The 18,176-nt window shown below is 56.9% G+C and carries 18 protein-coding genes; 11 read left to right on the forward strand and 7 right to left on the reverse strand.

Annotated elements, in window-relative coordinates; genetic code table 11:
- Positions 1-50: 50 nt before the first annotated feature.
- Complete coding sequence (gene msrA, locus ACUN8C_RS08025) at positions 51-683, forward strand: peptide-methionine (S)-S-oxide reductase MsrA (RefSeq protein WP_445621692.1); 633 nt, start codon at positions 51-53, stop codon at positions 681-683.
- Positions 684-711: 28 nt separating this feature from the next.
- On the opposite strand, the gene ACUN8C_RS08030 is transcribed toward msrA, so the two are convergent.
- Positions 712-1,749: a hydrolase gene (locus ACUN8C_RS08030; RefSeq protein ID WP_445621693.1), complete on the reverse strand. Its 1,038-nt coding sequence runs from the start codon at positions 1,747-1,749 to the stop codon at positions 712-714.
- A 123-nt stretch (positions 1,750-1,872) separates the two neighbouring features.
- Positions 1,873-2,517 (reverse strand): carbonate dehydratase, encoded by a 645-nt coding sequence (gene can / locus ACUN8C_RS08035; RefSeq protein ID WP_108843572.1) that lies wholly within the window; start codon positions 2,515-2,517, stop codon positions 1,873-1,875.
- 160 nt (positions 2,518-2,677) lie between these two features.
- Between can and gorA the strand changes: the two genes are divergently transcribed.
- The 4 genes from gorA (at position 2,678) to ACUN8C_RS08055 (ending at position 6,665) form a co-directional block, all read left to right on the forward strand.
- Positions 2,678-4,039 carry a glutathione-disulfide reductase gene (gorA, locus tag ACUN8C_RS08040; protein ID WP_445621694.1) on the forward strand — a complete coding sequence of 454 codons (1,362 nt, stop codon included), beginning with the start codon at positions 2,678-2,680 and terminating at the stop codon, positions 4,037-4,039.
- A 297-nt stretch (positions 4,040-4,336) separates the two neighbouring features.
- Positions 4,337-4,849 carry a diaminobutyrate acetyltransferase gene (ectA, locus tag ACUN8C_RS08045; RefSeq protein ID WP_445621841.1) on the forward strand — a complete coding sequence of 171 codons (513 nt, stop codon included), beginning with the start codon at positions 4,337-4,339 and terminating at the stop codon, positions 4,847-4,849.
- 54 nt (positions 4,850-4,903) lie between these two features.
- Positions 4,904-6,166, forward strand: a complete 1,263-nt coding sequence (gene ectB / locus ACUN8C_RS08050; RefSeq protein WP_445621695.1) for a diaminobutyrate--2-oxoglutarate transaminase — start codon at positions 4,904-4,906, stop codon at positions 6,164-6,166.
- Positions 6,167-6,269: 103 nt separating this feature from the next.
- A complete protein-coding gene (locus tag ACUN8C_RS08055; RefSeq protein ID WP_108843568.1) occupies positions 6,270-6,665 on the forward strand; it encodes an ectoine synthase in 396 nt (131 codons plus the stop codon).
- A gap of 108 nt (positions 6,666-6,773) precedes the next feature.
- Here ACUN8C_RS08055 and ACUN8C_RS08060 read toward each other — a convergent pair whose 3' ends face one another.
- Complete coding sequence (locus ACUN8C_RS08060; RefSeq protein WP_445621696.1) at positions 6,774-7,262, reverse strand: DUF1161 domain-containing protein; 489 nt, start codon at positions 7,260-7,262, stop codon at positions 6,774-6,776.
- A 263-nt stretch (positions 7,263-7,525) separates the two neighbouring features.
- Here ACUN8C_RS08060 and ACUN8C_RS08065 point away from each other — a divergent pair, with 263 nt between their 5' ends.
- The 4 genes from ACUN8C_RS08065 to yidD are packed head-to-tail and all read left to right on the forward strand — an operon-like array spanning position 7,526 to position 10,199.
- Complete coding sequence (locus ACUN8C_RS08065; protein WP_445621697.1) at positions 7,526-7,969, forward strand: Fur family transcriptional regulator; 444 nt, start codon at positions 7,526-7,528, stop codon at positions 7,967-7,969.
- A gap of 60 nt (positions 7,970-8,029) precedes the next feature.
- Positions 8,030-9,364 (forward strand): dihydroorotase, encoded by a 1,335-nt coding sequence (locus ACUN8C_RS08070; protein ID WP_445621698.1) that lies wholly within the window; start codon positions 8,030-8,032, stop codon positions 9,362-9,364.
- A 36-nt stretch (positions 9,365-9,400) separates the two neighbouring features.
- The gene (gene hisI, locus ACUN8C_RS08075) at positions 9,401-9,850 is read left to right on the forward strand and encodes a phosphoribosyl-AMP cyclohydrolase (RefSeq protein WP_445621699.1); all 450 of its coding nucleotides are present in this window, start codon (positions 9,401-9,403) and stop codon (positions 9,848-9,850) included.
- Positions 9,837-10,199 (forward strand): membrane protein insertion efficiency factor YidD, encoded by a 363-nt coding sequence (gene yidD / locus ACUN8C_RS08080; protein ID WP_445621700.1) that lies wholly within the window; start codon positions 9,837-9,839, stop codon positions 10,197-10,199. Before hisI ends, yidD begins: the two co-directional genes overlap by 14 nt.
- Here yidD and ACUN8C_RS08085 read toward each other — a convergent pair.
- From ACUN8C_RS08085 to ACUN8C_RS08095, 3 genes are read right to left on the reverse strand one after another with little or no spacing between them, the layout of a single operon-like run.
- Complete coding sequence (locus tag ACUN8C_RS08085; protein ID WP_445621701.1) at positions 10,190-10,588, reverse strand: DUF2628 domain-containing protein; 399 nt, start codon at positions 10,586-10,588, stop codon at positions 10,190-10,192. The genes yidD and ACUN8C_RS08085 overlap by 10 nt on opposite strands.
- A 48-nt stretch (positions 10,589-10,636) precedes the next feature.
- The gene (locus ACUN8C_RS08090; protein ID WP_445621702.1) at positions 10,637-11,047 is read right to left on the reverse strand and encodes a SufE family protein; all 411 of its coding nucleotides are present in this window, start codon (positions 11,045-11,047) and stop codon (positions 10,637-10,639) included.
- Between the two features lie 37 nt (positions 11,048-11,084).
- Positions 11,085-12,260 (reverse strand): tyrosine-type recombinase/integrase, encoded by a 1,176-nt coding sequence (locus ACUN8C_RS08095; protein WP_445621703.1) that lies wholly within the window; start codon positions 12,258-12,260, stop codon positions 11,085-11,087.
- A gap of 239 nt (positions 12,261-12,499) precedes the next feature.
- On the opposite strand from ACUN8C_RS08095, the gene ACUN8C_RS08100 reads away from it, so the two are divergent.
- Complete coding sequence (locus ACUN8C_RS08100) at positions 12,500-13,465, forward strand: DNA-binding protein (RefSeq protein ID WP_445621704.1); 966 nt, start codon at positions 12,500-12,502, stop codon at positions 13,463-13,465.
- Positions 13,466-13,581: 116 nt separating this feature from the next.
- Here ACUN8C_RS08100 and nfuA read toward each other — a convergent pair whose 3' ends face one another.
- Entirely contained in the window at positions 13,582-14,169 is a 588-nt protein-coding gene (gene nfuA, locus ACUN8C_RS08105) for a Fe-S biogenesis protein NfuA (protein WP_108843558.1), read from the reverse strand.
- A 263-nt stretch (positions 14,170-14,432) separates the two neighbouring features.
- On the opposite strand from nfuA, the gene metH reads away from it, so the two are divergent.
- Positions 14,433-18,140: a methionine synthase gene (gene metH, locus ACUN8C_RS08110; protein WP_445621705.1), complete on the forward strand. Its 3,708-nt coding sequence runs from the start codon at positions 14,433-14,435 to the stop codon at positions 18,138-18,140.
- Positions 18,141-18,176 lie beyond the last annotated feature (36 nt).

Consider the following 18,176-nt stretch of genomic DNA (forward strand, 5'->3'; position numbering starts at 1 on the left):
TTTATCCTGTTTTGAAACTCGTCTGTTTCAAGACCCGTTAAGGAGGCACCATGTTCGGATACGACAGAACGCGTATGCCCAGTGCAGAAGAAGCATTGGCTGGCCGTGATACGCCCATGACCATCAGCGGCGTCCATCACGTCAATGACCGTGACATTGCAGCGCCACCGCCCGAGGGTTTTGAAGACATCATTCTGGGGCTGGGCTGTTTCTGGGGCGCAGAGCGTCTGTTCTGGCAGTTGCCCGGAGTATGGGCAACGGCAGTCGGCTATGCCGGTGGTTACACGCCTAATCCGACCTATGACGAGGTCTGCACCGGCAAGACCGGGCATGCCGAGGTTGTTCGAGTCGTGTTCAATCCGTCAGAGATCAGCCTGGCTGAACTGCTCAAGGTATTCTGGGAAGCCCATGACCCGACCCAGGGCATGCGGCAGGGCAACGATATTGGCAATGAATACCGCTCCGTTATCCTGGTACGCAATGAACATCAGCGTGAAGAGGCGCGCAAAAGCCTTGGAGAGTATCAGCAGGCGCTAAAAGAGGGCGGCAAGGGAGACATCACCACTCAAATCGAGTCTCTCGAAGCCTTTTACTATGCCGAGGAGTATCACCAGCAGTATCTAAGCAAAAATCCCATGGGGTACTGCGGCCTCAAGGGGACCGGTGTCAGCTGCCCGATCTGAGGCTGGTTTACCGGGCGTTCGGGGCGCTTCAATCCTGTGGCTGATTGCGCCCCAGCGGCCGGGTCTGCAGTTGTCGACCGGGTACAAAACGCCAGCTTTCAAGCTGCTGCGCCACCCGTCTGGCAAGCCACGGTCGCAGCAGCCCCTGACGATATTCTATAAAGCCAACGTGTCCGCCATGTTCGGCCATCTCGATACGCACACTTCTTGACGGTACCGGCAGCCGGTCCAGCAGACTCCTGGGCATGAGGGGATCGTCTGCTGCATGCAATATCAGGGTTGGGAGTTCGATGCGATGCAGCATGAGCCCCGAGGAAGCTCGTTGATAATAATCCGTGGCGGACCCAAAACCGTGTAGTGGCGCCGTGATTTCATTGTCGAAGGCCCAAAAGGTATCGAGTTGCCTGAGCTGCTGACGGTCAAGGCGACCCAGGCGGCCATCGTCGACATGACGCATCATCTTGCGCTTCATGGATTTCAGAATGTGGCGCTGATAGCAGCGGGCGAAGCCTATATTGATGGCATCCGCTGAAGCGGCCAGATCCAGCGGTGGGCTGATCGCTATGGCGCCGGCCAGATCCAGCCCGTCACCACCCTGTTCTGCAGCCAGCTTGAGCAACACATTGGCTCCCAGTGACACGCCCACGGCAACCTTCAATGCGTTGGGATAACGCCGGGTAAGCTGAGAAAGCATCCAGTAGGCGTCGGCCGTTTCCCCCGCGTGGTAGCTTCGCACATGACGGTTGGGCACATGCCCGCAGCCACGAAAATGCATCAATACCGCACGCCAGCCCATATCAGCCGCCGTTCGCATGAGCATTCGGGCATAAGGGGAATCGACCGAGCCTTCCAGTCCGTGAAACAGCACCATGATGGGCGCTCGTGCATCAGCGGGAGAGGGCTGAGCCCAGCTGAGCTCCACGATATCGTTATCGGGCAGTGTTAAAAGCTCTGTCTCAAAACAGAGTTTGCTGCGAGGCAGGAGCAGGGGCAGCAGAGTCTGAATATGAGGATTGGCCAGCCCGCGCGGCGCGCGAAAGCTGGCCTTGTAGATCATTCCCGACATGTTGACTCTTTCTACCCGCAAACGGTGAGGTTCCGTTATCACCGAGAGCCAAGGGCAGGTCAAGCGTTGTCGTGTTTATTGATGTGACGTCTGTCTAGGCAATTCGATAGGGCGGTTATCCCGTCAGCAGGACAGCCGGAAGGCTTCGGCCTCATCAAATGTGGTTACCGTGCAATCAAGATCCTTGACCAGACCATTTTCCAGGCTGTAACACCAGCCGTGTACCGAGACATTCTGCTCGCGCTCCCAGGCCCGCTGCAAAATCTTGGTCTGACAGAGGTTGGAAACCTGCGCTCTGACATTGATTTCGCACATGCGATCGATCTGCTCATCCTGTGACAGATGCGCCAGGCTTTTCTGGTGCTGGTGATACAGGTTGCGAACGGTGTTGAGCCAATAATCAACAATACCGTTGTCCCCGCCGGTAACTGCAGCCTTGATACCACCACAGCCATAGTGACCCACGATCATGATGTGCTTGACCTTGAGGACATCAACGGCAAATTGAATGACGGAAAGGGCGTTCATATCGTTGTGATGCAGCACGTTGGCGACGTTACGATGAACGAAAACCTCACCCGGCGGAAGATTGATGATCTGATTGGCAGGCACGCGGCTATCAGAGCAGCCTATCCACAAAAAATCGGGATTTTGCTGGTCGGACAGACGCTTGAAAAAGTCAGGGTCGTTTTCAACCATCTGATCGGCCCAGAGTCGATTCTGCTCGAGAAGCTGCGAGATATCCTGACAATTCTTGTGGTCACACATCGTTTTTTACGGCCTTTTCAATGAACAGCATAGAGAATGGTAAACACGCCGGAACGGCTATGGCGCACGCTCATGTGATAGCATCATGACCATTATTCCCAGGGCAGGATTCCAACGGAAGCGCCTTCGTTTCAAATATTTTTCAGCTGGAGCAACAAACGTGTCGCAATATGATGTCGATCTTTTTGTCATCGGTGCAGGATCAGGTGGCGTCAGGGCTGCTCGCACCGCAGCCGGCAAGGGCGTCCGGGTAGCCATCGCCGAGGATCGATACCTGGGCGGCACCTGCGTCAACGTAGGCTGCGTTCCCAAAAAGCTGTATTCCTATGCCGCTCATTTCCAGGATGCCTTTGAAGACAGTCAGGGATTTGGCTGGCACTTCGATAGCGCCCCGCGTTTTGAATGGTCAAGGCTTCGGGACAACAAAAAGGCTGAAATCTCGCGCCTTAACGGCATCTACGAAAAGCTGCTGACCAATTCAGGTGTTAAACTGATCCAGGGACGTGCCGAAATCGTTGATGAGCATACGGTGGCCATTAACGGCCGTCATGTCAGCGCTGAAAAAATTCTGATCGCGACCGGTGGCACGCCCTGGATGCCGGAATTTGAAGGGCGTGAGCATGTGCTGTCTTCCGATCAGATTTTCGATCTGCCGGCATTTCCCAAGCGATTTCTCGTGATGGGCGGTGGTTATATCGCCGTCGAGTTTGCCAGCATTTTCAATGGATTGGGTGCAGAAACTCATCTGGCATATCGAGGCCCGCTTTTTCTGCGCGGGTTCGATAACGAACTGCGTGACTTCATCCGTGACGAGATGATGAAAAAGGGCGTGAACCTGCATTTCGAATCCACGATCACCCGTGTTGAAAAGCGCGATGAGGTCTACGACGTGGAACTCAGCAACGGTGAAACGCTGGAAGTGGATGCCATCCTGGGCGCCACCGGACGCCGTCCGCGCTTTGAGGGTCTGGGCCTTGAAAATGTCGATGTCGAGCGTGAGTTTGATGGCAAGCTGAAAATCGATGATCGCTATCAGACTTCCGTGTCGTCGATTCTGGCCCTGGGCGATATTATCGAAGGCCCCGAACTCACGCCTGTGGCGCTTGAAGAGGCCATGCGCCTGGTCGAGCTCCACTATGGCAGCGGCAGTGCCGACCCCATTGATTACGACAGCGTGGCGACCGCCGTGTTCTGTCATCCCAATATGGGTACGGTAGGTTTGACCGAAGAGCAGGCCAGAGAACGACATGACAGCATTCGTGTCTACACCACGAACTTCAAGCCCATGCGCCACACGCTTTCGGGCAGTGATGAACGCTGCCTGATGAAGCTGGTGGTCGATGACAATACCGATCGTGTGCTGGGTGCCCATATGGTGGGTGAAGAGGCCGGTGAGTTGATTCAGGGGCTGGCCATTGCCGTACGTGCCCGACTGACCAAGCGTGACTTTGATGTCACCATTGGGGTGCATCCCACCAGCGCCGAAGAGTTTGTCACTTTGCGCAGTGTCACAAGAACGTAATGCCTGACCAGCAACATGAGCCAAAAAGCCGCCTGCAGGCGGCTTTTTCTTGTCTATAGTTAACCGAGATGACCGGCTTTAAGATCTGGTCCTGAAGGCTCTGGTTGCAGAGAAAATTGCCCCTTTTCCATAAAGAAGGGTTATGGATCTGCCGGCAAGTCATAACAACAGGATTTGATGGTTCTATAAGTTATTGTTATTATGCGTGTCTAATTCGCCAACTGCGAAATATCGATGATACCAACCAATCAAACAACGACGGCGGCAAGCGATATCTCTCATCCCGATCTGGCCGAGATGATCATTGAAGGGGAGTCCCCCATTTTGATTCGCCCACCCGGGACGGATGATGGCTGGGGCATCTATGAACTGATCAAGGCCTGCCCGCCGCTGGACGTCAATTCCGCTTACGCCTATCTGCTGCTGGCCACGCAGTTTCGTGACCGTTGCGCCGTGGCCACTCTGGGTGATGGCGAAATCGTTGGTTTTGTTTCGGGCTATGTCAAAACCAATGCCTCGGATACCTTCTTTTTATGGCAGGTTGCAGTCGGCGAAAAGGCCCGAGGCACAGGGCTTGCCCGTAAACTGGTAGAGACTGTCCTCAGGCGTGAGCATCAGGCGGGCGTACGCCATCTTGAAACCACCATTACGCCAGACAACGAAGCGTCATGGGGGCTTTTCAGGCGCCTGGCACAGCGCTGGCAGGCGCCGCTTAACAGCCGCGAATATTTTTCTGAAGAACAGCTTGGTGGAGAGCACGATCCGGAAAATCTGGTACGGATAGGACCCTTTGATCCGCAGCAAATCTGAGCATGACAGTTTGAGTTTCTGACCCAACCCTATTGATACGGAGGAGTGTTGTTAATGGACACGCAGTATTTTGAACGGATGGAATCTGAAGTTCGCACTTATTCTCGCTCTTTTCCCATTATTTTTGACCGCGCCTGTGGCGCTCATCTCTGGACTACCGACGGCACGCAGTACATCGATTTTCTCGCCGGTGCCGGCACCCTGAACTATGGTCATAATAATCCGGTGCTGAAAAAGGCACTGATGGACTATATCGAGCGCGATGGCATCGTCCATGGACTCGATTTCTGGACCCACGGCAAACAGGATTTCTATCAGACCCTTGAAGAGCTGATCCTCAAGCCGCGCGGTCTGGACTACAAGATTCAGCTTCCCGGACCTACCGGTACCAACGCGGTTGAAGCCGCCATTCGCCTGGCGCGTCGTATCACGGGGCGCTCCAATATTTTGACGTTCACCAACGGTTTTCATGGCGTCACCATGGGGGCGCTGGCGACCACCGGCAATGCCAAGTTCCGCGATGCGCTCGGCGTGCCGGCCATTGGCGCCCAGTTCATGCCTTATGACGGCTACCTGGGTGAAGGGGTGGACACGCTCGACTATGTCGAGAAGGCACTGGATGACAAATCCAGCGGGCTGGACCGCCCGGCGGCGGCCATCGTTGAGCTGGTGCAGGGCGAGGGCGGCATTAACGCAGCGTCCATTGAATGGATCAAACGGCTGGCCGAGATCTGCAGGCAGCGCGATATCCTGCTGATTGTGGATGACATTCAGGCCGGCTGTGGTCGTACCGGCAAGTTCTTCAGCTTCGAGCATGCCGGTATCAAGCCCGACATGGTGACCAATTCCAAGTCCCTGTCCGGCTATGGCTTGCCGTTTGCGATGCTGATGATGCGTCGTGATCTCGATAAATGGACGCCCGGTCAGTATAACGGCACATTCCGGGGCCACACGCTGGCCATGGTGACGGCCGCCGAGGCGCTGCGTCATTACTGGAAGGACGATACCTTTGAACAGGATGTCCAGCGCAAGGGCGAGGTGATTCGCGAGCGCTTCGAAATGCTGGCCGGACTGCTCAGCGATGCCGGCCACCCCGCGAAAGAGCGTGGGCGTGGCATGATGCGCGGCATCGATGTCGGAAGCGGTGAGCTGGCCGACGAGATTACCCACGGCGCCTTTCAGCGCGGTCTTGTTATTGAAACCAGCGGCCAGGCAGGCGAGGTCGTCAAGTGTCTCTGTCCGCTGACCATTACCGATGATGAGCTCGAGCAGGGCCTGACCATTCTTGAAAGAAGCATTCGTAGTCTCATCGAATAACTGTCATTAGCGTGGCTTTGGCGGGCGTATGACGTCCGCCGTGACAGTGATCCCTGTTCATTGTGACCAGAAAACATTGTGACCAGAAAAGGCAGATAGACCGATGATCGTTCGTAACCTTGAAGAGTGCCGCAAAACCGACCGCTTTGTTGAAGCCGAAAACGGCAACTGGGACAGCACGCGTCTGATGCTGGCCGAAGACAACTGTGGCTTTTCCTTTAATATCACCCGAATCCGCCCGGGCACGGAAACCCACATTCATTACAAAAACCATATTGAAGCCGTCTTTTGCTATGAGGGCGAAGGCGAGGTAGAAACCATTGCCGACGGCAAAAAGCACACCATCAAGGCCGGTGACATGTATCTGCTGGATCAGCACGATGAACACTGGCTGCGTGGCAAGGAAAAGGGTATGACCGTTGCCTGTGTGTTCAATCCGCCGCTGACCGGCCGGGAGGTGCACCGCGAAGATGGCTCCTATGCGCCGGCAGATGACTGAAATACGGCGTTGATTGACCCTGGCATTCTTTGATGGCCTGAAAAAGCCTGCTCAAATGAGCAGGCTTTTCATTTTTCAGAAGGTGCAACACTTTAAGGTGGACGGCCCTTAACGGGCAGAGCTTTCAGGGTTGACCGGCATATCGGACGTCTCGATTCGGCGTCTGTCTGATGAAGGATCACTGTCGGCCTGGTTGGGTGAGGATGTCTCGGGAGCCTCCACGGATGCCGGTGAGGTATCCGATGCCTTGGGTGACACATTTTCTGTTTCTGGCGAGGAAGCACCATCAATTTCATCTTCGTCGGAAGACGTGTCTTCTATTGTTTCGGCGCTGCTGGTGCGATAGTGACGCTGATAGACAATCTGGTACTGGTTGCCTTCACAGTGGCCAACGATCTGACCATCCGCCTGATCGGCATCGGCCGTTGGGATGACCTGAAGGGAGTAGCCCATGGGTTCAACGCCGTTGGATTCAATGTTCTGGGCAATCCGGTCGCGAACATCCTGACAGGCACCAAAGGCCAGTGTGGGCAGACAGAGCGCTGCCAGTGTCAATGCAAGCGTCGAGCAGCCTGTCAACGGACGTGAATACTTCATGGGACGATCTCCTGAGAAACAACACAACATTATTCGATGTGGTGAATATAAACCATTATGGGCCCGACCATATGAGGTTGCACTGACCATGCACAATAACTTCGCATAATATATATTATGTTAAATACAATATGGACAGGATTTTACCATTTACCGGTCAGTGACATCTCATGGGTGCCTCAAGGTGCGAGCCCTGCCCGATGACGTTACCATAAGCGCATATTTCATATGCTGTCCTGCGCTTTCAACGATGAGAACATTCAATGCCTGATGTATCCAGCCTGCTGCGCATGGCCGAAGCGCGTTGTCATGACAATAACGTGCGGTTTACGCCCATCCGTCGCCGAATCTTTGAAATCATCAGTGCACACTCCAGCGGTCTCAAGGCTTATGAGCTTCTTGACCTGCTCTCCACCGAACATGCCTCAGCGCGACCGCCTACAGTGTATCGCGCTCTGGATTTTCTGCTCGAACAGGGACTGGTGCATCGCATCGAATCGCTCAATGCCTATGTTGCCTGCCCGTGCCCGGATCATGCCCGTGGGTTTCAGCTCATGATCTGCCGTCATTGCGGTCTTGTCGAAGAAATGCATGATCATGACACCATGGCACGTCTGGAAGAGACGGCGGCCGGCCACGGGTTTGTCATTGAGCGCCAGACCATCGAACTTTCCGGCGTTTGTCAGAAATGCCGGCAGTCACCCTGATCGAGGGTGGTCCGGTTTTATCATGACTTTCGTTTTACTCCATCACACAGGTCCCATGCCATGTTTGATCTGCTGATCGTCAATGCCCGCGTCGTCAATGAAGGCACCATTTGCGAACTGGATGTCGGCATCCTTGATGGGCGCATTGATGCCATCGCTCCCTCTCTGTCACGCGATGCCAAAAAGGTCATCGATGCGCAGGGTCGCTATCTGCTCCCCGGCATGATCGATGATCAGGTGCATTTTCGTGAACCAGGCCTGACGAGCAAGGGAGATATGGCCACGGAATCGGCCGCGGCGGTCGCCGGTGGTATCACGACCTATATGGAAATGCCCAACGTCAAACCCCCGACGCTGGATAGTCAGGCACTGGAAGGCAAGTACGCACTGGCGCGCGGGCGCTCACATGCCAACTATGCCTTTTATCACGGGGCCAGCAACGACAATCTGGAAGCCATCAAGGCACTGGATCCGTCGGCGACCTGTGGCATCAAGATCTTTATGGGGGCTTCTACCGGCAACATGCTGGTCGATGCACCGCAAACGCTGGAAGACATCTTTGCCAGTGCAAAAATTCCGGTGATCACGCACTGCGAAGACACGCCGATGATTCAGGAAAGCGAGCGCCAGGCGCGCGAGCGTTTCGGGGAGCAGGTGCCTTTCTCGCTGCATGGTGAGATCCGCTCGCGCGAGGCCTGCTATAAAAGCTCCAGCATGGCGATCGATCTGGCGCGCAAGCACGGCACTCGCCTGCATGTGCTTCACCTGACCACGGCAGAAGAAATGGCGCTGTTCGAGCCCGGTCCCGTGGAGGGCAAGCTGATCACGGCGGAAGCCTGTGTGCACCACCTGTGGTTCTGCGATGAGGACTACGAGCGGCTGGGGTCATGGATCAAGTGCAATCCGGCCATCAAGACCGCGGCCGATCGCCAAGCCATTCGCGAGGCAGTCAACGACGGGCGAATCGACATCGTGGCCACTGATCATGCGCCGCATACGCTGGAAGAAAAGAACAACCCTTATTTCAGTGCCCCTTCCGGCATGCCGCTGGTGCAGCACGCCCTCTCCTCCCTGCTCGATCAGGTCAACGCCGGCCACTTTGAGCTGACCACCATCGTTGAGAAAACCAGCCATAACGTGGCACGACGTTTTGAGCTGGCAGACCGTGGCTTTATTCGCGAAGGCTATATGGCGGATCTGGTTTTGGTGGATCTTGAAAAGCGCTTTACCGTTACCCGCGATGAACTGCTCTACAAGTGCGGCTGGAGCCCTTTTGAGAACACGGCGCTGCGAGGCAGCATCGACACCACCATCGTTAATGGCGTCGTTGCCTGGGATGGTACAAGGCTTGCCGGCGCCCCGGCTGGCGAGCGCGTGACCTACCGTCGCCGATAACCATCCGTCATCAATCATCATGGAGTGCGTGAAGACATGAGTGCATCCTCACCGACCTATAAGGCGCTCGAGCAGGCAGGCGTTGGTCATCAGGCAGATATCGAGACGCTGCTGGAAGCGGCCGGCTGGAATGATGATGGCCTGATACCCGCCATTGCCCAGCAGTTCGACAGTGGTGAAGTGCTGATGATGGCGTGGATGACGCGCCAGACGCTTGAAGAGACGCTGCAGACAGGGCGTGTCTGCTACTGGTCACGTTCCAGACAAAAGCCGTGGCGCAAGGGCGAATCTTCGGGGCAGATACAGATGCTGCATCAGGCGTGGCTGGACTGTGATGGCGATACGCTGCTGCTCAAGGTGGACCAGACCGGACCTGCCTGCCACACCGGACGGCGGACCTGCTTTTATCTGGCCCTTGATGACAAGGGCGCGCAGGTGGATACGGCACCCCTGATGTCGGCCGAGGCCCTGTATGGCAACAGCTGATGCGCTGCGTCAGCTAAAGCGTGGGCTGTTAAAGGGACTGCGTGGGGTTTTGATCGGGCTGGTGCGTGCCTATCAATATGGCATCAGCCCACTCATTGGACCGCGATGCCGCTTCTGGCCAACCTGTTCCAACTACGCGATCGAGGCCATTCAGATTCATGGCCCCATTCACGGCGGGTGGCTCGCGCTCAGGCGCATCCTGCGCTGCCATCCGTTTTGTGCCGGTGGCGTCGACCTGGTGCCCCCTGCCGGGGCGTCATGCCGCCACTGCAGACATCCTGATTCAGGATCCGGCCGTGACGCCGGGCCGGATGAACAGCTTGATCAGGAGCATCGGGATCAGGCCTGAAAGGTATGAAACGCCCTGTCGGCGCCTTGAGTCTGTTGTCTCTCAATGTGCTCGGCAATGGCCTGCTTGATACTTTTGGCTTCCAGGGTGCCGGCAGACTGGAAGCCGCTGGCCACCAGATGGCGCTGTTTCCAGTGATTGCCATTGAGGCCAAAAGCGACATAAAGCCCCAGACATACAATGTTGACCATTACATCAAGCACACCGCTCTCATCGAGCGCGCCTGCCATCGACACTATAAAAACGCCCACGAAAGTCAGTACGGCAATCTTCCAGAGCCGACAGTACAGTGCCCAGAGCGCACCAAAGAAAAAGGCCGGCCAGTTCCAGCCCTGTTTGACTGCCTCAAGCCGACCATCAGAGTGCTGATAAATCTCGAACGGCTTCATGCCTGCCCTGCCGCGTGCCAGAGAATCGCAGGTTGGATCGCATTCGTATCAGACATGAGCGTGCGCCGTCGTTTTAATGCGCTCGAGCATGGCGTGCAGCCCATTGCTGCGGGTCGGTGACAAATGCTTGTCCAGATCCAGTGCCGCCAGAAAATCGGGCGGTGTGTCGAGGATTTCCTGCGGCGTTCGGTCATTGTAAATGCGCAGCAATATGGCGATCAGGCCCGACACGATGGCGGCATCGGACATGGCATGAAAATGCAGTGTTTCGTCCTGACGCTCGGGATGAACCCAGACATTGGACTGGCAACCGTCAAGGCGCGTGTCGTCGTTTTTCCATTCATCAGGAAAATCGGGCAGTTGTTTGCCCAGATCGATGATGTATTGATAACGGTCCATCCAGTTATCAAACATGTCGAACTCTTCGATCAATTCCTGCTGCGCCTCTTGCGGACTCATGCCGGCTCCATGTGCTGGTATAGGGGAAAGGAGGGCATTATAGCGTGTCATCTCCGCTTTCGTCTGGCAGATCGAGCGTGTGTCGATTGATCTGCCCGTGCCACTCCTGTGCTTCAGCGTGAAGATAGCGGGCCGTTGTCTCAAGCCTTGAGTGACGCGCCGTGCGTGCCAGGTAACGCAGCTCTACGCCCTGCTGGGCCTGATGGGTAATGGCGGTGTGACGAAGCCAGTGCGGGGTCGCCTGACGAAGGCGCTGCGCTTCATGCCTTTCCCCTTCAACGCCCTGCTCTTTTTCTGCTGCCAGAGATTCGAAGGCAGTTTTGATCATGCGATAGAGCTGGTTGTCACCGACACCTCGCCTGCCATCCAGCGCCCTGATCACGGGCGTATCTTCCTCCGGTGATGGCGTGGCCGGCAGCGCCAGCACGGCACGCCACTGCGCCAGGGCCGTCATTACAGCGTCCGGTACGGGAATGCTGGCCTGCTTGCTGCCCTTGCCCATGACCTGCCACCACCAATGGCCTTCGCGCTTTTGGAAGTCGTTCATGCGCGCATGGCTCATTTCACTCACCCGAGGAGCCAGCAAATAGGCAAAGGCAAAGATGAAGCGCCGCCGCTCAATCTCGTATCGCCTTCTGGGTGTGGCATCGACCGGAGCTGGCGTGTTGAGCCGCTGCCAGCACCACTGCCAAAGCGGGCGCTCCAGATAGCGCTCGATCCCTGCCTGCGTATTATCCAGCCGCCGACGCTTGTCACGCATCAATCGAAACGGATTCCGGCTTAGCCACCCTGCTTCTATCAGCCAGCCAAAAAGCGTCTGCAGGATGACCAGGCTCTGGCGACGACTGGCGGCAGAAAGCCCCTTTCGAAATGGACGCCACTCTTCGCTGTACCGGGGTCTGGGTGGCCCGATCCAGTCACTGGCAGGCCTTGGGTCGGCAAGAAAGTGTTCAAACTCATCCAGCGCCCGTCGATCAATATCCACAAGGCGTCTGCCCTGCCCCTCAAGCCATAACAGCAGCCGCTCAGCCTCCTTGCGGTACTGTCTGAAGGTCTGAGGGCTGGCGCGATATTCCTTGAGCCACGCCGCCACAATCTCTCGATCATTGCCGGCTTCGACCAATTGACCGGGTAGCACCTGATGGTCGCGCTTTACCAGTACGCCGTTCTGTACCCTCTCGGCATCAGGCTCGATATTTAACGCTTTTTTCATGGCTTCCCCATTCAGGGCCTTCGGTTGCCTTGGTGCCACAGGATACTCATTATGATGGATAAAATCATGATAAGACGCGTAATCATGAATTTATTCATCTTATGATAAATAATATTACGTAATATGTATTTACGTAATAATGCTTTTGACACAATAACCCGCTATAGTGATGGCCATACGCAGCCCATCTTCAATAACAAGCAACTACCGGGCGATTACAGGGAACTCAGGAGGCCGTCATGGCACGAAGTGGCGTGCAATTCGAAGATGTACAAAGGGCGATAGAAACCCTGATACAGCGCGGTGATGTCCCGAGTGTTCAGCGCATCCGTGAAGTGCTGGGTACCGGGAGCTTCACCACGATCAGTGATCACCTGCGGGAGTGGCGGGCAAGGCGCGAGGAAAATCGGGACGTGCCTCTGCCGCAGGCCATTCCGGAGCGCCTGCACGATGCGCTGGCAGGCCTGTGGCAGCAGGCTCAGGAGGAAGCTGGTGAGGCACTCGCCTTCTATCGTCAGCAGTCCGATGAGCAGGTAGAGCAGGCACAAGAGGAAACCCGACAGGCCCAGCGCCGGGTTGAAGACACCCAGCAGCGACTGTCCGCCCTGAGCGAGCGACTGGACAGTACGGCCGCCCGGCTTGAGGAAAAGGCGACCAACCTCGCCCGCCTGGAAAGCGAAGCGGCGCATCTGCGCGGACAGCTTGAAGAACGGGATCAGCGGCTGGCCATGCGGGACCGACAGATCAATACGCTCAGCGAAGAGCGCGATCGTCTTGAGCGTGAGCATCACGAAAGCCTTGAGCAGCTTGATCAAACGCACAAGCGGCGCCTGGCGCAGGAAGAGTCACGCCATGAAAGCGCTGAAAATCGTCTGATGCAGCTGCTCGACAGCGCCCGTCATGAAAAGCAGGAGCTCGAGAAGCAGGCGCGCCGTCGCCACGAGCAGCTTGAAGAGCGTATCGAGAAGCTCACGACCCAGATGGAGCAGCAGCGGCGTACCCTGCAGGAAGAAGAGCGCAAGATGCGCGATCTAAGCCAGCATGCTCGTCACAATGAGCAGCAGCTTCAGGAAAGCCGCGGGCGGGAGGATCATCTCTCGGGTCTGCTTGCCGAGCGTGACCAGGAACTGGCACGACTTCGTACCGAGCTCAGGGTGCTGCAGGAGCGCCTGTCCAAGGCGCCCATGCCGCCTTTCGTTTATTAGGCTGAACTGACTGAATAAAGCTGTTTCACCTGAAAGCGCCCATAAAAAAACCCCGGCATGCCGGGGTTCTTACGTTCAACGTCCTTGGCTGGCTAACGAAAGCCCTGAGCGGTCGATCAATAGTAGGCGTTGGTCGTATCGGTGTGGTCTGTCACGTCACGAATCGCCGTAAGCTCCGGAATGCGCTCGGTCAGCGTCTTCTCAACGCCCTGCTTGAGCGTGACATCAACGGCGGCACAGCCCTGACAGCCGCCGCCGAACTGCAGCACGGCCACATTGTCTTCTGTCAGCTGAATCAGGCGAATCTCGCCACCGTGTGCGGCAAGCCCGGGGTTGATCTCGCTGTACAGGATGTAGTTGACCCGATCTTCGAGCGGACTGTCGTCGCTGACCTGGGGCATCTTGGCATTGGGCGCCTTGATGGTGAGCTGCCCGCCCATGCGATCGGCATTGAAATCAACGACAGCATCTTCCAGAAAGGCCACGCTGTGCTTTTCAAGAAAGAGGTCAAATCTTTCAAGCGGAATGCGCTCGTCACTCTCTTCTTCCTCTCCCGGCCTGCAGTAGGCCAGACAGGTTTCAGCGTAGGGCGTGCCCGGCTGAGTAATGAAGACGCGCACACCGATGCCTTCGACGTCCTGACGCGAAAGCAGGTCGGCGAGATACTCCTGCGCGCTTTCGGTAATTTCGATGCTCTGACTCATTGATGGCCTCGTGCGCAATCGCAATAAAGAAATCTGTTGATATTTTATGCTAGCCAGCAGCTCGCGACAAATCCGAGTGCAATACTCGGGTAAATAAAAAGGACTGACCACAAGCCGGGGCCTTGCCCGAGAAGCCATGAATGATTGGTGCTCATGCCGGTCGTGAATGTCTTTCAGGCCACAAACCTGTCCGCCTGACGGGGGTTTGCTAGAATACGCCCTCTTTCATGGACGCCTTATCATTTACCCGGAGATCTTCTTCCATGCCTCAAGCTGCCGATTCGCCGGTTCTGGAGACGCTGACCCGCCTGATGTCGGATCGCATACTGATCCTTGATGGCGGTATGGGCACCATGATCCAGAACGAGCGATTGACCGAGCAGGACTTTCGCGGCGACCGCTTTGCGCACTGGGAAAGTGATCTCAAGGGCAACAACGATCTGCTGGTACTCAGCCAGCCCGAAATCATTACCCGATTACACCGCGAGTACCTGGAAGCCGGTGCGGATATTATTGAAACCAATACCTTTAACAGCACCCGGCTCTCCCAGGCGGACTATCATGCCGAGGAGCTGGTGGTTGAGCTGAATTACGAAGCTGCCCGGCTTGCCCGCGCCGTGTGCGATGAGGTGGCACTGGAAACGGGGCTACCGCGCTTTGTCGCCGGCGTGCTGGGGCCGACCAGCCGCACGGCTTCCATCTCGCCGGACGTCAATGATCCTTCCAAGCGTAACGTCACCTTCGAGGTGCTGGTCGACAATTACGTCGAAGCGGCGCGCTCTCTGATCGAAGGCGGCAGTGATCTGATCCTGATCGAGACCATTTTCGATACGCTCAATGCCAAGGCGGCCATCTACGCGCTCGATGTGCTGTTTGAAGAGCTCGGCTACCGCGTACCCATCATGATCTCGGGCACCATCACCGATGCCTCCGGGCGGACGCTGTCGGGACAGACGACCGAGGCATTCTGGAATTCCGTACGTCATGCTCGCCCGATCAGCGTAGGGCTCAACTGCGCACTTGGCGCAGAGGACCTGCGGCCCTACCTGGAAGAGCTTTCACGACGCGCCAACACCCATGTATCGGTCCATCCCAATGCCGGTTTGCCCAACGAATTTGGCGAATACGATCAGGAAGCCGATGAGATGGCCGAGATCGTGCGCACCTTTGGCGAGCAGCAGCTGGTCAATATCATGGGCGGCTGCTGTGGCACGACGCCTGAGCATATTGCCGCGATCAAGCGGGTGATGACCGACCTTCCCCCGCGCAAGGTGCCCGATATTGCGCCGGCCTGTCGTCTCTCGGGGCTTGAGCCGTTCAATATCAATGCAAAATCGTTGTTCGTGAACGTCGGCGAGCGCACCAACGTGACCGGTTCTGCCCGCTTCAAACGGCTGATCAAGGAGGAGGATTTCAATACCGCGCTTGAAGTGGCCCTTGAGCAGGTCGAAAGCGGCGCTCAGGTCATCGATATCAACATGGATGAGGGGATGCTCGACTCAAAGGGGGCCATGGAGCACTTTCTCAAGCTCGTCGCCTCCGAGCCGGATATCTCGCGCGTGCCCATCATGATCGACTCCTCCAAGTGGGAGATCATCGAGGCCGGCCTCAAGTGCGTTCAGGGCAAGGCCGTCGTCAACTCGATCTCGATGAAGGAAGGCGAAGACAGCTTCCGCTACCAGGCACAACAGTGCCGCCGATTTGGCGCTGCCATCGTGGTCATGGCCTTTGATGAGCAGGGTCAGGCCGACACCATGGCGCGCAAGACCGAAATCTGCGAGCGCGCCTATCGCATCCTGGTCGACGAGATCGATTTCCCCGCAGAAGACATCATCTTCGATCCCAATATCTTTGCCATCGCTACCGGCATCGAGGAGCACAACAATTACGCGGTCGATTTCATCGAGGCCACGCGCTGGATCAAGCAGCACCTGCCTCATGCCATGATTTCCGGCGGTGTCTCTAACGTTTCCTTCTCCTTTCGCGGCAACAACACGGTTCGTGAAGCCATTCATTCGGTCTTTCTCTATCACGCCATTCATGCTGGGCTTTCCATGGGCATCGTCAACGCCGGTCAACTGGCGGTGTACGACGATCTGCCTCAGGAGCTGCGCGATGCAGTGGAAGACGTGGTGCTCAACCGCCGCGAGGATGCCACCGAGCGGCTGCTGGACATTGCCGAGCGTTACAAGGATGACGGCAGCGGCGTTCAGAAAAAGGAGGATCTCGAGTGGCGCAGCTGGGAAGTCGAAAAGCGTATCGAGCATGCGCTGGTCAAGGGCATTACCAGCTATATCGAGGAAGACACCGAACTGGCGCGTCAGCGTGCTGACCGCCCTATCGAGGTGATCGAAGGCCCGCTCATGGACGGCATGAACGTGGTGGGTGATCTGTTCGGTGCCGGCAAGATGTTTCTGCCGCAGGTGGTGAAATCCGCACGTGTCATGAAACAGGCCGTGGCGTACCTGATCCCGCACATCGAGGCTGAAAAGAGTGATGAGGATCACAGCAAGGGCCGCATCATCATGGCCACGGTCAAGGGCGATGTACACGATATCGGCAAGAACATCGTGGGCGTGGTGCTGCAGTGCAATAACTATGAGGTCATCGATCTGGGCGTCATGGTGCCCGCCGAGAAAATCTTTGCGGCCGCGCGCGAACATAACGCTCAGATCATCGGGCTTTCAGGCCTTATCACACCGTCGCTGGATGAGATGGTGCATGTGGCGAAGGAAATGGAGCGTCAGGGCTTTGATATTCCGCTTCTGATCGGGGGCGCCACCACCTCCAAGGCCCATACGGCGGTCAAGATCGAGCCGGCCTACAGCCATCCCGTGGTTTATGTTACCGACGCCTCGCGCGCCGTCGGCGTGGCAAGCAAGCTGCTCTCGCCCGGACTCAAGGAAGCCTACGTCGGCGAGATTCGCGCCGAGTATGAAAAGGTGCGGGAACGTAACAGCAAGCGACGCCCGAAATCAGCCGATCTTAACTACGCCCAGGCCTGTGAACGGCGCTTTGATGGGGGCTGGGCCGACTATGAGCCGCCCAGACCGGCCTTCACCGGGCTGCGGGTGTTTGATGACATCGATCTGCGCATGCTGGTCAGGTACATCGACTGGACGCCCTTTTTCATGAGCTGGCAGCTGGCGGGCAAGTACCCCAAAATTCTCGAAGACCATGTGGTCGGTGAGGCCGCCCGCAATCTCTATCAGGATGCGACCGCCATGCTCGACAAGCTCATCGACGAGCGCCACCTGCAGGCGCGTGGCGTGATCGGCTTCTGGCCGGCCAACACGGTCGATCACGATGTCATCGAGGTTTACGCCGATGAGTCTCGCACCGAGGTGATTCATCAGCTTCATCATATTCGCCAGCAGACCACCAAAAACCGCGATGGCCTTTGCTATAGCCTGGCCGACTTCGTGGCACCGAAAGAGAGCGGTCGTGCGGACTGGATCGGCGGATTTGCCGTAACGTCAGGCCATGGCGCGGATGAGCTGGCAAGGCACTATGAACAAAACGGCGATGACTACAATGCCATCATGGTCAAGGCGCTGGCAGATCGTTTGGCTGAGGCACTGGCAGAACACATGCATGAGCGCGTGCGCCGCGAGCACTGGGGGTATGTCCCGGAGGAGACGCTGGACAACGACGACCTGATCAGCGAAAAGTATCAGGGCGTTCGTCCTGCCCCTGGCTACCCGGCCTGCCCGGACCATACGGAAAAGGCCGCCCTGTTCGAAATGCTGGACGCCACGGCAAACACGGGACTGACGCTGACCGAAAGCTTTGCCATGTGGCCGGCGGCCGCGGTGTCCGGGTGGTACTTCTCGCACCCGCAGTCGCGCTATTTCTCGACCGGGCGGATCAGCCGCGACCAGATCGATGCGCTTGCCGCGCGCAAGGACATGTCGCGCGACACCATGGAGCGCTGGCTGTCGCCGATTCTCTCCTATAACCCCGACGAATAGCCGTAACGTCCCGTCAGTAGCATGAGCCTGGCAACG

It is taken from the genome of Kushneria sp. Sum13, from assembly GCF_052692355.1.